The sequence below is a fragment of the Pseudomonas chlororaphis subsp. chlororaphis genome, from assembly GCF_003945765.1.
GTDB lineage: Bacteria > Pseudomonadota > Gammaproteobacteria > Pseudomonadales > Pseudomonadaceae > Aquipseudomonas > Aquipseudomonas chlororaphis.
In genome coordinates this window covers 6,111,143-6,126,542 of the sequence record NZ_CP027712.1, presented here as the reverse complement: position 1 = coordinate 6,126,542, position 15,400 = coordinate 6,111,143, and the positions used below count along the sequence as shown (strand labels likewise).

10 protein-coding genes are annotated in these 15,400 nt (G+C 56.0%); all 10 read left to right on the top strand.

The window, feature by feature from the left end:
* The first annotated feature begins 181 nt into the window (after positions 1-181).
* The 10 genes from rplJ (at position 182) to rplC (ending at position 15,389) form a co-directional block, all read left to right on the top strand.
* Positions 182-682: a 50S ribosomal protein L10 gene (gene rplJ / locus C4K27_RS27905; protein ID WP_007925954.1), complete on the top strand. Its 501-nt coding sequence runs from the start codon at positions 182-184 to the stop codon at positions 680-682.
* Between the two features lie 80 nt (positions 683-762).
* Entirely contained in the window at positions 763-1,128 is a 366-nt protein-coding gene (rplL, locus tag C4K27_RS27900) for a 50S ribosomal protein L7/L12 (protein WP_007925956.1), read from the top strand.
* Positions 1,129-1,347: 219 nt separating this feature from the next.
* Positions 1,348-5,421 (top strand): DNA-directed RNA polymerase subunit beta, encoded by a 4,074-nt coding sequence (gene rpoB / locus C4K27_RS27895; RefSeq protein WP_007925957.1) that lies wholly within the window; start codon positions 1,348-1,350, stop codon positions 5,419-5,421.
* A 64-nt stretch (positions 5,422-5,485) separates the two neighbouring features.
* Entirely contained in the window at positions 5,486-9,685 is a 4,200-nt protein-coding gene (gene rpoC / locus C4K27_RS27890) for a DNA-directed RNA polymerase subunit beta' (protein ID WP_007925958.1), read from the top strand.
* Positions 9,686-9,884: 199 nt separating this feature from the next.
* The gene (rpsL, locus tag C4K27_RS27885; protein ID WP_003186084.1) at positions 9,885-10,256 is read left to right on the top strand and encodes a 30S ribosomal protein S12; all 372 of its coding nucleotides are present in this window, start codon (positions 9,885-9,887) and stop codon (positions 10,254-10,256) included.
* 110 nt (positions 10,257-10,366) lie between these two features.
* Positions 10,367-10,837 (top strand): 30S ribosomal protein S7, encoded by a 471-nt coding sequence (rpsG, locus tag C4K27_RS27880; RefSeq protein ID WP_007925959.1) that lies wholly within the window; start codon positions 10,367-10,369, stop codon positions 10,835-10,837.
* A gap of 30 nt (positions 10,838-10,867) precedes the next feature.
* The gene (gene fusA / locus C4K27_RS27875; protein WP_007925960.1) at positions 10,868-12,997 is read left to right on the top strand and encodes an elongation factor G; all 2,130 of its coding nucleotides are present in this window, start codon (positions 10,868-10,870) and stop codon (positions 12,995-12,997) included.
* A 30-nt stretch (positions 12,998-13,027) separates the two neighbouring features.
* The gene (gene tuf / locus C4K27_RS27870; RefSeq protein WP_007924207.1) at positions 13,028-14,221 is read left to right on the top strand and encodes an elongation factor Tu; all 1,194 of its coding nucleotides are present in this window, start codon (positions 13,028-13,030) and stop codon (positions 14,219-14,221) included.
* A 140-nt stretch (positions 14,222-14,361) separates the two neighbouring features.
* Entirely contained in the window at positions 14,362-14,673 is a 312-nt protein-coding gene (gene rpsJ / locus C4K27_RS27865) for a 30S ribosomal protein S10 (protein WP_003186070.1), read from the top strand.
* Positions 14,674-14,753: 80 nt separating this feature from the next.
* Positions 14,754-15,389 (top strand): 50S ribosomal protein L3, encoded by a 636-nt coding sequence (gene rplC, locus C4K27_RS27860; RefSeq protein WP_007924205.1) that lies wholly within the window; start codon positions 14,754-14,756, stop codon positions 15,387-15,389.
* The last annotated feature ends 11 nt before the right edge of the window (positions 15,390-15,400 follow it).

Here is a 15,400-nt window from a genome sequence, read left to right as displayed (position 1 = left end):
GAGATTGCGCCAATTGAAAGATTGGGGTCCCTGCCTGGCGGGGGCTATCCAAGACCGTAGGCGACGCAAGTCTTAAACCACAAGCCTACGCAGATGGTGCTCCCGGTTCCTTACCGAATCAGACACCAAAACGACATCCGACCTCGGTTGGATGAAACGGTAACAAGCAGGAGTTAAACCCGTGGCAATTAAACTCGAAGACAAGAAGGCCATCGTCGCTGAAGTCAACGAGGCTGCCAAAGGCGCTCTGTCCGCTGTCGTGGCTGATGCCCGTGGTGTGACAGTAGGCGCTATGACCGGACTCCGTAAAGAGGCCCGCGAAGCTGGCGTGTATGTACGTGTCGTACGTAACACCCTGCTCAAGCGCGCTGTTGAAGGCACTCAATATGACGTGCTCAACGACGCGTTCGTCGGCCCGACCCTGATTGCATTCTCCAAGGAACATCCGGGCGCTGCTGCTCGTATTTTCAAAGAGTTCGCAAAGGGTCAGGAAAAGTTCGAGATCAAGGCAGCTGCGTTCGAGGGCAAGTACCTCGCAGCAAACGAGATCGACGTGTTGGCTTCGCTGCCAACTCGCGACGAAGCTATTGCGAAGCTGATGAGCGTGATCCAAGGCGCTACCAGCAAGCTGGCTCGTACTCTGGCGGCCATTCGCGACCAGAAAGAAGCTGCTGCTGCCTAAGGCACTGCAAGCCCTTTCAAAATCATATGTTTAATTTGATGGCTGCGTAGGCTGTCACCCCAATACAGGAATTTATAGTCATGTCTCTGACTAACGAGCAAATCATCGAAGCAATCGGCCAGAAAACCGTTCTGGAAGTTGTTGAGCTGATCAAAGCAATGGAAGAAACCTTCGGCGTTACCGCTGCTGTTGCCGCTGCTGGTCCAGCTGCTGCTGCCGCTGTTGTTGAAGAGCAAACTGAATTCAACGTCATGCTGACCGAAGCTGGCGAGAAGAAAGTTAACGTGATCAAGGCTGTACGTGAACTGACCGGTCTGGGCCTGAAAGAAGCCAAGGCTGTAGTTGACGGTGCTCCTGCCATGGTTCTGGAAGGCGTTGCTAAAGAAGCCGCTGACAAAGCCAAAGCAGCTCTGGAAGAAGCAGGCGCTAAAGTCGAGCTGAAGTAAGCATCGACTTTGTGTCTCCAGCCCAAGCGTTAAGCTGAGGCTGATGGCTGGTGGCTCTTGCCACCGGCCTTTTTCCGTTATTGGCAACCGACTGGGTCGGTGTCTCTAACGCGCTGTAACCACCCTGTGCGGTGGAGCAAACCAAAGGGTTTGCACGATTTTCTGGCTGCTCCCGTCGGGAGGGGCCAAATAAGCAGGTGACCAAGCTGGGGAACGCTGATGGCTTACTCATATACTGAGAAAAAACGTATCCGCAAGGACTTTAGCAAGTTGCCGGACGTCATGGATGTGCCGTACCTCCTGGCCATCCAGCTGGATTCGTATCGTGAATTCTTGCAAGCGGGAGCGACTAAAGATCAGTTCCGCGACGTGGGCCTGCATGCGGCCTTCAAATCCGTTTTCCCGATCATCAGCTACTCCGGCAATGCTGCGTTGGAGTATGTCGGTTATCGCCTGGGTGAACCGGCATTTGATGTCAAAGAATGCGTGCTGCGCGGTGTAACTTACGCCGTACCTTTGCGGGTAAAAGTTCGTCTGATCATTTTCGACAAAGAATCGTCGAACAAAGCGATCAAGGACATCAAAGAGCAAGAAGTCTACATGGGTGAAATCCCCCTGATGACTGAGAACGGTACCTTCGTAATCAACGGTACCGAGCGTGTAATCGTTTCCCAGCTGCACCGTTCCCCTGGCGTATTCTTCGACCACGACCGTGGCAAGACGCACAGCTCCGGTAAGCTGTTGTACTCCGCACGTATCATTCCTTACCGCGGTTCCTGGTTGGACTTCGAGTTCGACCCGAAAGACTGCGTGTTCGTGCGTATCGACCGTCGTCGCAAGCTGCCTGCATCGGTACTGCTGCGTGCGCTGGGCTACACCACTGAAGAAGTGCTGGATGCTTTCTACACCACCAACGTATTCCATGTGCGCGGCGAAAGCCTGAGCCTGGAGCTGGTGCCTCAGCGCCTGCGCGGTGAAATTGCAGTCCTCGATATTCAGGATGACAAAGGCAAGGTTATTGTCGAGCAGGGTCGTCGTATTACCGCTCGTCACATCAACCAGCTGGAAAAAGCCGGGATCAAAGAGCTGGAAGTGCCTCTGGACTACGTCCTGGGTCGTACTACCGCCAAGGTCATCGTGCATCCGGCCACCGGCGAAATCCTGGCAGAGTGCAACACTGAGCTGAACACCGAGATCCTGGCGAAGATCGCCAAGGCTCAGGTCGTGCGTATCGAAACGCTGTACACCAACGATATCGATTGCGGTCCGTTCGTTTCCGACACTCTGAAGATCGACTCCACCACCAACCAGCTGGAAGCGTTGGTCGAGATCTATCGCATGATGCGTCCTGGCGAGCCTCCAACCAAGGATGCGGCCGAGACCCTGTTCAACAACCTGTTCTTCAGCCCTGAGCGCTATGACCTGTCTGCGGTCGGCCGGATGAAGTTCAACCGTCGTATCGGTCGTACCGAGATCGAAGGTTCGGGCGTGTTGTGCAAGGAAGACATCGTTGCTGTTCTGAAGACTCTGGTCGATATCCGTAACGGTAAAGGCATCGTCGATGACATCGACCACCTGGGTAACCGTCGTGTTCGCTGCGTAGGCGAGATGGCCGAGAACCAGTTCCGTGTTGGCCTGGTGCGTGTTGAGCGTGCGGTCAAAGAGCGTCTGTCGATGGCTGAAAGCGAAGGCCTGATGCCGCAAGACCTGATCAACGCCAAGCCTGTGGCTGCGGCGGTGAAAGAGTTCTTCGGTTCCAGCCAGCTGTCCCAGTTCATGGACCAGAACAACCCGCTGTCCGAGATCACCCACAAGCGTCGTGTCTCCGCACTCGGCCCGGGCGGTCTGACCCGTGAGCGCGCAGGCTTCGAAGTTCGTGACGTACACCCGACTCACTATGGTCGTGTATGTCCGATTGAAACGCCGGAAGGTCCGAACATCGGTCTGATCAACTCCTTGGCGGCCTATGCTCGCACCAACCAGTACGGTTTCCTCGAGAGCCCGTACCGTGTGGTGAAAGAAGGTCTGGTGACCGACGAGATCGTGTTCCTGTCCGCTATCGAAGAGGCCGATCACGTGATCGCCCAGGCTTCGGCGACCATGAACGATAAAGGTCAGCTGATCGATGAGCTGGTAGCTGTTCGTCACTTGAACGAATTCACCGTCAAGGCGCCGGAAGACGTCACCTTGATGGACGTTTCGCCGAAGCAGGTAGTTTCGGTTGCGGCGTCGCTGATTCCGTTCCTCGAGCACGACGACGCCAACCGTGCGTTGATGGGTTCGAACATGCAGCGTCAGGCTGTACCAACCCTGCGTGCCGACAAGCCGCTGGTAGGTACCGGCATGGAGCGTAACGTTGCCCGTGACTCCGGCGTTTGCGTCGTGGCTCGTCGTGGCGGCGTGATCGACTCGGTTGACGCCAGCCGTATCGTGGTTCGTGTTGCAGATGACGAAGTTGAACCAGGCGAAGCCGGTGTCGACATCTACAACCTGACCAAATACACCCGCTCCAACCAGAACACCTGCATCAACCAGCGTCCGCTGGTGAGCAAGGGCGATCGGGTTCAGCGTAGCGACATCATGGCCGACGGTCCGTCCACCGACATGGGTGAGCTGGCTCTGGGTCAGAACATGCGCATCGCGTTCATGGCATGGAACGGCTTCAACTTCGAAGACTCCATCTGCCTGTCCGAGCGCGTGGTTCAGGAAGACCGCTTCACCACGATCCACATCCAGGAACTGACCTGTGTGGCCCGTGACACCAAGCTTGGCCCAGAGGAAATCACTGCAGACATCCCGAACGTGGGCGAGGCTGCACTGAACAAGCTGGACGAAGCCGGTATCGTTTATGTGGGTGCTGAAGTTGGCGCAGGCGACATCCTGGTCGGTAAGGTCACTCCGAAAGGCGAGACCCAGCTGACTCCGGAAGAGAAACTGCTGCGTGCAATCTTCGGTGAAAAAGCCAGCGACGTTAAAGACACTTCCCTGCGTGTACCTACCGGTACCAAGGGTACTGTCATCGACGTACAGGTCTTCACTCGCGACGGCGTGGAGCGTGACGCTCGTGCCCTGTCGATCGAGAAGAGCCAGCTCGACGAAATCCGTAAGGATCTGAACGAAGAGTTCCGTATCGTTGAAGGCGCCACTTTCGAACGTCTGCGTTCCGCTCTGGTCGGCCACAAAGCCGAAGGCGGCGCCGGTCTGAAGAAAGGCCAGGAAATCACCGACGAAGTACTCGACGGTCTCGAGCATGGCCAGTGGTTCAAACTGCGCATGGCTGAAGATGCTCTGAACGAGCAGCTCGAGAAGGCCCAGGCCTACATCGTTGATCGCCGCCGTCTGCTGGACGACAAGTTCGAAGACAAGAAGCGCAAACTGCAGCAGGGCGATGACCTGGCTCCAGGCGTGCTGAAAATCGTCAAGGTTTACCTGGCAATCCGCCGCCGCATCCAGCCGGGCGACAAGATGGCCGGTCGTCATGGTAACAAGGGTGTGGTCTCCGTGATCATGCCGGTTGAAGACATGCCGCACGATGCCAACGGCACCCCGGTCGACGTCGTCCTCAACCCGTTGGGCGTACCTTCGCGTATGAACGTTGGTCAGATTCTTGAAACCCACCTGGGCCTTGCGGCCAAAGGTCTGGGCGAGAAGATCAACCGCATGGTCGAAGAGCAGCGCAAGGTTGCGGAACTGCGTAAGTTCCTGGACGAGATCTACAACCAGATCGGCGGTCGTAATGAAGATCTGGATAGCTTCTCCGATCAGGAAATCCTGGATCTGGCGAAGAACCTGCGCGGCGGCGTGCCGATGGCCACTCCGGTGTTCGACGGTGCCAAGGAAAGCGAAATCAAGGCCATGCTGAAACTGGCGGACCTGCCAGAAAGCGGCCAGATGCAGCTGACCGACGGCCGTACCGGCAACAAGTTCGAGCGCCCGGTTACTGTTGGCTACATGTACATGCTGAAGCTGAACCACTTGGTAGACGACAAGATGCACGCTCGTTCTACCGGTTCGTACAGCCTGGTTACCCAGCAGCCGCTGGGTGGTAAGGCGCAGTTCGGTGGTCAGCGTTTCGGGGAGATGGAGGTCTGGGCACTGGAAGCATACGGTGCTGCATACACTCTGCAAGAAATGCTCACAGTGAAGTCGGACGATGTGAACGGTCGGACCAAGATGTACAAAAACATCGTGGACGGCGATCACCGTATGGAGCCGGGCATGCCCGAGTCCTTCAACGTGTTGATCAAAGAAATTCGTTCCCTCGGCATCGATATCGATCTGGAAACCGAATAACACGTGACGCGAATCGAGAGCGGGGCAGGATTGCCCGCTCTCTGCTCCGCCAGGAGGAAAGGCCTTGAAAGACCTACTGAATTTGCTGAAAAACCAGGGTCAAGTCGAAGAGTTCGACGCCATCCGTATCGGATTGGCCTCGCCTGAGATGATCCGTTCGTGGTCGTTCGGTGAAGTTAAAAAGCCGGAAACCATCAACTACCGTACGTTCAAACCTGAGCGTGACGGCCTGTTCTGCGCCAAGATCTTTGGCCCGGTAAAGGATTACGAGTGCCTGTGCGGTAAGTACAAGCGCTTGAAGCATCGTGGCGTGATCTGCGAGAAGTGCGGCGTTGAAGTTGCACTGGCCAAGGTTCGTCGTGAGCGCATGGCGCACATCGAACTGGCTTCGCCGGTTGCCCACATCTGGTTCCTGAAATCGCTGCCGTCCCGTATCGGCCTGCTGATGGACATGACCCTGCGTGATATCGAGCGTGTTCTCTACTTCGAGAGCTACGTCGTTATCGACCCGGGCATGACCACCCTGGAAAAAGGCCAGCTGCTGAACGACGAGCAGTATTTCGAAGCGCTGGAAGAGTTCGGTGACGACTTCGACGCCCGCATGGGTGCCGAGGCTGTCCGCGAGCTGCTGCACGCTATCGACCTGGAGCACGAGATTGGCCGTCTGCGCGAAGAGATTCCGCAAACCAACTCGGAAACCAAGATCAAGAAGCTGTCCAAGCGTCTGAAGTTGATGGAAGCCTTCCAGGGTTCCGGCAACCTGCCAGAGTGGATGGTGCTGACCGTTCTGCCGGTTCTGCCGCCAGATCTGCGCCCGCTGGTCCCGCTGGATGGCGGTCGTTTCGCGACTTCCGACCTCAACGATCTGTATCGTCGAGTGATCAACCGTAACAACCGTTTGAAGCGCCTGCTGGATCTGTCCGCTCCGGACATCATCGTGCGCAACGAAAAGCGTATGTTGCAGGAAGCCGTCGACGCACTGCTCGACAACGGTCGTCGTGGCCGCGCTATCACCGGTTCCAACAAGCGTCCTCTGAAATCCCTGGCCGACATGATCAAGGGTAAGCAAGGTCGTTTCCGTCAGAACTTGCTCGGTAAGCGTGTTGACTACTCCGGTCGTTCGGTAATTACCGTAGGTCCGACCCTGCGTCTGCACCAGTGCGGTCTGCCTAAGAAAATGGCTCTCGAGCTGTTCAAACCGTTCATTTTCGGCAAGTTGGAAATGCGTGGCCTGGCCACCACCATCAAAGCCGCGAAGAAAATGGTCGAGCGCGAGCTGCCAGAGGTCTGGGACGTTCTCGCCGAAGTGATTCGCGAGCACCCAGTGCTCCTCAACCGTGCACCGACCCTTCACCGTCTGGGTATCCAGGCGTTTGAGCCAGTACTGATCGAAGGTAAGGCTATCCAGCTGCACCCTCTGGTCTGTGCTGCGTACAACGCCGACTTCGACGGCGACCAAATGGCCGTGCACGTACCGCTGACACTGGAAGCCCAGCTGGAAGCTCGTGCGTTGATGATGTCGACCAACAACATCCTGTCGCCAGCCAACGGTGAGCCAATCATCGTTCCGTCGCAGGACGTTGTATTGGGTCTGTACTACATGACTCGTGAAGCGATCAACGCCAAGGGCGAAGGTCGTGTGTTCGCGGATCTGCAGGAAGTTGACCGTGTATTCCGTGCCGGCGAAGCCGCACTGCATGCCAAGGTCAAGGTGCGGATCACCGAAACCGTCAATGACCGTGATGGCGGCAGCGTGACCAACACTCGTATCGTCGATACCACTGTCGGCCGTGCGCTGTTGTTCCAGGTTGTGCCAAAAGGGCTGTCGTACGACGTCGTCAACCTGCCGATGAAGAAAAAGGCGATCTCCAAGCTGATCAACCAGTGCTACCGCGTGGTTGGTCTGAAAGAGACTGTGATCTTCGCTGACCAGTTGATGTACACCGGTTTTGCCTACTCGACTATTTCCGGCGTTTCCATCGGTGTTAACGACTTCGTTATCCCGGATGAAAAAGCCCGCATCATCGGTGCTGCCACCGACGAAGTGAAAGAGATCGAGAGCCAGTACGCCTCCGGCCTGGTAACCCAGGGCGAGAAGTACAACAAAGTGATCGACCTTTGGTCGAAAGCGAACGACGAAGTCTCCAAGGCGATGATGGCCAACCTCTCGAAAGAGAAAGTCATCGACCGTCACGGCGACGAAGTCGAGCAAGAATCCTTCAACTCGATGTACATGATGGCCGACTCGGGTGCGCGGGGTTCCGCAGCACAGATTCGTCAGCTGGCCGGTATGCGTGGTCTGATGGCCAAGCCGGACGGTTCCATCATCGAAACGCCGATTACTGCGAACTTCCGTGAAGGTCTGAGCGTACTCCAGTACTTCATCTCGACTCACGGTGCTCGTAAAGGTCTGGCGGATACCGCGTTGAAAACTGCGAACTCCGGTTACCTGACTCGTCGTCTGGTAGACGTGGCGCAGGATCTGGTTGTAACCGAGATCGACTGTGGCACTGAACATGGCCTGGTAATGACTCCGCACATTGAAGGCGGCGACGTTGTAGAGCCGTTGGGTGAGCGCGTGTTGGGTCGTGTTATTGCCCGTGACGTATTCAAGCCGGGTACCGAGGACGTCATCGTTCCTGCCGGCACTCTGGTCGACGAGAAGTGGGTCGAGTTCATCGAGCTGAACAGCATCGACGAAGTGATCGTGCGTTCGCCGATTAGTTGCGAAACCCGCTACGGCATTTGCGCCAAGTGCTACGGCCGTGACTTGGCTCGTGGTCACCAGGTGAACATCGGTGAAGCTGTCGGCGTTATCGCTGCTCAGTCCATCGGTGAGCCGGGTACCCAGCTGACGATGCGTACGTTCCACATCGGTGGTGCGGCAAGCCGGACCTCCGCGGCCGACAGCGTTCAGGTGAAGAACGGCGGTACCGTCCGTCTGCATAACCTGAAGCACGTTGAGCGAGTGGATGGTCACCTGGTTGCTGTGTCCCGTTCCGGCGAGCTGGCGATCGCTGACGACTTCGGTCGTGAGCGTGAGCGTTACAAGCTGCCGTACGGTGCTGTGATTTCGGTTAAAGAAGGTGACAAGGTCGACGCTGGCTCTATCGTGGCCAAGTGGGATCCGCACACTCACCCGATCGTTACCGAAATGAAAGGTACCGTGACCTACGTGGGCATGGAAGAAGGCATCACGATCAAGCGTCAGACTGACGAATTGACCGGTATGACCAATATTGAAGTACTTGACGCGAAAGATCGTCCAGCTGCCGGTAAAGACATCCGTCCTGCCGTGAAGATGGTCGACGACAACGGTAAGGACCTGTTGCTGCCAGGCACTGACGTAATTGCTCAGTACTTCCTGCCAGCCAACGCCCTGGTCGGTGTAGCGGACGGCGCGAAGATCGCGATCGGTGATGTTATCGCTCGTATCCCGCAAGAAACTTCAAAGACCCGTGACATTACCGGTGGTCTGCCGCGTGTTGCCGACCTGTTCGAAGCTCGTCGTCCGAAAGAAGCCTCGATCCTGGCTGAAGTCAGCGGCACCATCGCGTTCGGTAAAGAGACCAAGGGCAAGCGCCGTCTGGTCATTACCCCGAACGACGGTAGCGATCCGTACGAAGAGCTGATTCCGAAGTGGCGTCACCTGAACGTCTTCGAAGGCGAACAGGTAAACCGCGGCGAAGTTATCTCCGACGGTCCAAGCGATCCACACGACATCCTGCGTCTGCTGGGTGTGAGTGCGCTGGCCAAGTACATCGTGAACGAGATCCAGGACGTTTACCGCCTGCAGGGCGTGAAGATCAACGACAAGCACATCGAGACCATTCTGCGTCAGATGCTGCGTAAGGTTGAGATCGCTGAATCCGGCGATTCCAGCTTCATCAAGGGCGACCAGATGGAACTGACTCACGTACTGGTAGAGAACGAGCGTCTGAACACCGAAGACAAGTTTGTCGCCAAGTTCACCCGCGTTCTGCTGGGTATCACCAAGGCATCGCTGTCGACCGAATCGTTCATCTCGGCGGCCTCTTTCCAAGAGACCACTCGCGTACTGACCGAAGCGGCGGTAACCGGCAAGCGCGATTACCTGCGCGGCCTGAAAGAAAACGTGGTCGTGGGTCGCCTGATCCCGGCTGGTACTGGCCTGGCCTATCACAGTGAGCGTAAGCGTCGCCGTGATGCAGACAAGCCTCTGCGCGTAAGCGCAAGTGAAGTTGAAGCTGCGCTGACTGAAGCGCTGAACTCCAGCGGTAACTGAGGTCTGCAGTAATTGAGATAGGGCCCTGGCTTTTCCGCTCACGAATCAAGACGATTTTGTCGGGGTTCGCTGATAGGGGAGGCCGGGGCCTTGCCTTGACTGGGGACAAGATCCTCTTTAGACTCTTGTACCCCTAAATTTGGTGGGGCTTGCGCCCTGCCATTTTGTTTATGTCGAAAGACAACAGTGGAGCTAGTAGATGGCAACTATCAACCAGCTGGTACGTCAGCCGCGTAAGCGTATCGTCGAGAAATCCGACGTGCCTGCGCTGCAGAACTGCCCGCAACGTCGTGGCGTGTGCACTCGCGTGTATACCACTACGCCGAAAAAACCTAACTCGGCACTGCGTAAAGTATGCCGTGTGCGCCTGACCAACGGTTTCGAGGTTTCCTCGTACATCGGTGGTGAAGGCCACAACCTGCAAGAACACAGCGTGGTACTGATCCGCGGCGGTCGTGTAAAAGACTTGCCAGGTGTTCGTTACCACACCGTTCGCGGCTCCCTGGATACCTCCGGCGTTAAAGGTCGTAACCAAGGTCGTTCGAAGTACGGTACCAAGCGTCCGAAGTAATCGGCCGTTTTGCAGTTAATTATTTTATTGAGTCGATAAGAGTAAGGTCGGGCACGAGTCCTTTGGATCAACTGTCCCGAGCTAACCTGAAGACCGTTTGAGGGCTTATCATGCCAAGACGTCGCGTAGCAGCCAAACGTGAGATTCTGGACGATCCGAAATACGGAAGCCAGATCCTCGCCAAGTTCATGAACCACGTAATGGAAAGCGGCAAGAAAGCCGTTGCCGAGCGTATCGTTTATGGCGCGCTGGAAAAAGTTAAAGAGCGCAAGAACAGCGATCCCCTGGAAATCTTCGAGAAAGCTCTCGACGCCATCGCTCCGCTGGTCGAAGTGAAGTCGCGCCGTGTTGGCGGTGCTACTTACCAGGTTCCGGTCGAAGTTCGTCCGTCCCGTCGTAACGCTCTGGCAATGCGCTGGTTGGTAGACTTCGCCCGTAAGCGCGGCGAGAAGTCTATGGCTCTGCGCTTGGCTGGCGAACTGCTGGATGCTGCCGAAGGCAAGGGTGCTGCAGTTAAGAAGCGTGAAGACGTACACCGTATGGCTGAAGCCAACAAGGCTTTCTCGCACTACCGCTTCTAATATCGGCATCATTCATTTTGCGAGGGCTTTATGGCTCGTACTACAGCAATCAACCGCTACCGTAACATCGGTATCTGTGCCCACGTTGACGCGGGCAAGACTACCACTACCGAGCGGATCCTGTTCTACACAGGTCTCAGCCACAAGATGGGTGAGGTGCATGACGGCGCTGCTACCACCGACTGGATGGTGCAGGAGCAGGAGCGTGGTATCACCATTACCTCTGCTGCTGTGACTACCTTCTGGAAAGGTTCGCGCGGCCAATACGATAACTATCGTGTAAACGTTATCGATACCCCGGGCCACGTAGACTTCACCATTGAAGTAGAGCGTTCGCTGCGCGTACTCGACGGCGCGGTCGTTGTGTTCTGCGGTACTTCCGGTGTTGAGCCTCAGTCCGAAACCGTATGGCGTCAAGCCAACAAATACGGCGTTCCACGTGTTGTTTACGTGAACAAGATGGACCGTGCTGGTGCCAACTTCCTGCGCGTTGTTGCTCAGATCAAAAACCGTCTGGGTCACACTCCGGTTCCAGTTCAGCTGGCTATCGGTGCAGAAGATAACTTCGAAGGTCAGATCGATCTGATCAAGATGAAGGCTATCTACTGGAACGACGACGACAAGGGTACTACCTATCGCGAGGAAGAAATTCCTGCCGATATGCTGGACCTGGCTAACGAGTGGCGCTCCAACATGGTTGAAGCTGCCGCCGAAGCCAACGAAGAGCTGATGAACAAGTACCTTGAAGAAGGTGAGTTGACTGTCGAAGAGATCAAGGCAGGCCTGCGCGCGCGCACCCTGGCCAGCGAGATCGTTCCGGCTGTCTGCGGTTCCTCGTTCAAGAACAAGGGCGTTCCGCTGGTTCTCGATGCTGTCATCGACTACCTGCCTGCTCCGACCGAGATCCCTGCAATCCAGGGTATCCATCCGGACAACATCGACGACGAAAACGCTCCGAAAATCGAGCGCCACGCCGACGACAGCGAGCCGTTCTCGGCTCTGGCGTTCAAGATTGCTACTGACCCGTTCGTGGGTACCCTGACTTTCGTGCGCGTTTACTCGGGCATGCTGCAGTCTGGCGACTCCGTGATCAACTCGGTCAAGGGCAAGAAAGAGCGCGTTGGTCGTATGGTGCAGATGCACGCCAACCAGCGTGAAGAAATCAAGGAAGTGCTCGCGGGCGACATCGCTGCGCTGATCGGCATGAAGGACGTCACCACTGGTGACACCCTGTGTGATGCTGCCAGCCCGGTTATCCTCGAGCGTATGGACTTCCCTGAGCCGGTGATTTCGGTAGCTGTTGAGCCGAAAACCAAGCAAGACCAGGAGAAGATGGGTATTGCACTGGGCAAGCTGGCTCAGGAAGACCCGTCGTTCCGCGTCAAGACTGACGAAGAAACTGGTCAGACCATCATCTCGGGTATGGGTGAGCTTCACCTGGACATCCTCGTTGACCGCATGAAGCGCGAGTTCAACGTCGAAGCCAACATCGGTAAGCCGCAGGTTTCCTACCGCGAGAAGATCACCGTCGGCTGTGAAGTTGAAGGTAAGTTCGTTCGTCAATCCGGCGGTCGTGGCCAGTTCGGTCATTGCTGGATCCGTTTTGCTCCGGCAGACGTCGACGAAAAAGGCAATATCACTGAAGGTCTGGTGTTTGCCAACGAGGTCGTTGGTGGTGTGGTTCCGAAGGAATACATCCCGGCAATCCAGAAGGGTATCGAAGAGCAGATGAAGAACGGCGTTGTCGCCGGCTATCCGCTGATCGGCCTGAAGGCTACCGTGTTTGATGGTTCTTACCACGACGTCGACTCTAACGAGATGGCGTTTAAGGTAGCGGCCTCCATGGCGACCAAGCAGCTGCGTGAGAAGGGCAAGGGCGTAGTTCTTGAGCCGATCATGAAGGTTGAAGTAGTAACCCCTGAGGACTACATGGGTGACGTGATGGGTGACCTGAACCGTCGTCGTGGTCTGATCCAGGGTATGGAAGACTCGGTCTCTGGCAAGGTTATCCGTGCTGAAGTGCCGCTGGGTGAAATGTTCGGTTATGCGACCGACGTTCGTTCCATGTCCCAGGGTCGCGCGAGCTACTCCATGGAGTTCTCCAAGTACGCCGAAGCTCCGTCGAATATCGTCGAAGCACTCGTTAAAAAACAAGGCTAATCCAGCCCTTTAGGCAAGAGGTTCACTGTCGTGGCTAAAGAAAAATTTGAACGTAACAAACCGCACGTCAACGTTGGCACCATCGGTCACGTTGACCACGGTAAAACCACTCTGACCGCTGCACTGACTCGTGTTTGCTCCGAGGTTTTCGGTTCGGCTCGCGTTGACTTCGACAAGATCGACAGCGCCCCGGAAGAAAAGGCTCGTGGTATCACCATCAACACTGCGCACGTAGAGTACGATTCGAACATTCGTCACTACGCGCACGTTGACTGCCCAGGTCACGCCGACTACGTCAAAAACATGATCACTGGTGCCGCCCAGATGGACGGCGCGATCCTGGTTTGCTCGGCTGCCGATGGTCCGATGCCGCAAACTCGCGAGCACATCCTGCTGTCCCGTCAGGTAGGTGTTCCGTACATCGTTGTCTTCCTGAACAAGGCTGACATGGTGGACGACGCTGAGCTGCTGGAGCTGGTTGAGATGGAAGTGCGCGACCTGCTGAGCACTTACGACTTCCCAGGTGATGACACTCCAATCATCATCGGTTCGGCTTTGATGGCTCTGAACGGCCAAGACGACAACGAAATGGGCACTACCGCTGTTAAGAAGCTGGTAGAAACTCTGGATACCTACATCCCAGAGCCAGAGCGTGCTATCGACAAGCCGTTCCTGATGCCAATCGAAGACGTATTCTCGATCTCCGGCCGCGGTACCGTGGTAACTGGTCGTGTTGAGCGTGGTATCGTTCGCATCCAGGAAGAAGTTGAGATCGTTGGTCTGCGCGACACTCAGAAAACCACCTGCACTGGTGTTGAGATGTTCCGCAAGCTGCTGGACGAAGGTCGTGCTGGTGAGAACTGTGGCGTTCTGCTGCGTGGCACCAAGCGTGACGACGTTGAGCGTGGCCAGGTTCTGGTTAAGCCAGGTACCGTTAAGCCGCACACCAAGTTCACTGCTGAAGTGTACGTTCTGAGCAAAGAAGAAGGCGGCCGTCATACTCCGTTCTTCAAAGGCTACCGTCCACAGTTCTACTTCCGTACTACTGACGTGACTGGTAACTGCGAGCTGCCAGAAGGCGTTGAAATGGTAATGCCAGGTGACAACATCCAGATGACTGTCACTCTGATCAAAACCATCGCGATGGAAGATGGTCTGCGTTTCGCTATTCGTGAAGGCGGTCGTACCGTCGGCGCTGGCGTCGTAGCCAAAGTCATCGAGTAATCGACGACTCATGAAAAAGCCCCCGCTTGCGGGGGCTTTTTTATTGGGTTGACACTCTGTGGGGCCGTCTATAGAATTGCGCCTCCTTTTAACGGGCGTATTGCGCCCGGTGGGAATAGCAGCCTGGAGTCTGAAATCCAATGCAAAATCAGCAAATCCGTATCAGGTTGAAGGCTTTCGACCATCGCCTGATCGACCAATCCACCCAGGAAATCGTGGAAACCGCGAAACGTACTGGTGCTCAAGTGCGTGGTCCTATTCCACTGCCTACCCGTAAAGAGCGGTTCACCGTTCTGGTCTCCCCGCACGTCAACAAAGACGCGCGTGACCAGTACGAGATCCGTACTCATAAGCGCGTACTGGACATCGTCCAGCCAACGGATAAAACCGTTGATGCTCTTATGAAGCTTGATCTTGCGGCAGGTGTGGAAGTGCAGATCAGCCTCGGCTAAGACTCGGTCTTAGTCGTGTAACGCTCTGAAATGGGCGGCCATAGCGGGTGAAAGCCCCGTACACTCATGAGGTTTACAACATGACTATTGGTGTAGTCGGTCGTAAATGCGGTATGACCCGTATTTTCACCGAAGAAGGTGTCTCCATTCCGGTCACGGTCATTGAGATCGAGCCGAATCGCGTCACCCAGTTCAAAACTGAAGAAACCGATGGCTATCGTGCAGTGCAAGTCACTGTAGGTGAGCGTCGTGCTTCGCGCGTGACTGCTGCTCAAGCAGGTCACTTCGCTAAAGCGAACGTTGCTGCCGGTCGTGGCGTTTGGGAATTCCGCCTTGAAGAAGGCGAGTACCAAGCTGGCGATCTGATCAATGCAGAAATCTTCGCAGCTGGCCAACTGGTAGATGTTACCGGTCAGTCGAAAGGTAAAGGCTTCGCCGGTACCATCAAGCGTTGGAATTTCCGCGGTCAAGATAACACCCACGGTAACTCCGTTTCCCACCGCGTCCCGGGCTCTATTGGCCAGTGCCAGACTCCTGGTCGTGTATTCAAGGGCAAAAAAATGTCCGGTCATATGGGCGCTGAGCGCGTGACCGTGCAGTCCCTGGAAGTAGTGCGCGTCGACGCTGAACGCAATCTGTTGTTGGTCAAGGGTGCTGTTCCTGGCGCTACTGGCGGCAACCTGGTTGTACGTCCGGCGGCCAAGGCTCGCGGTTAAGGGGAAGCTGA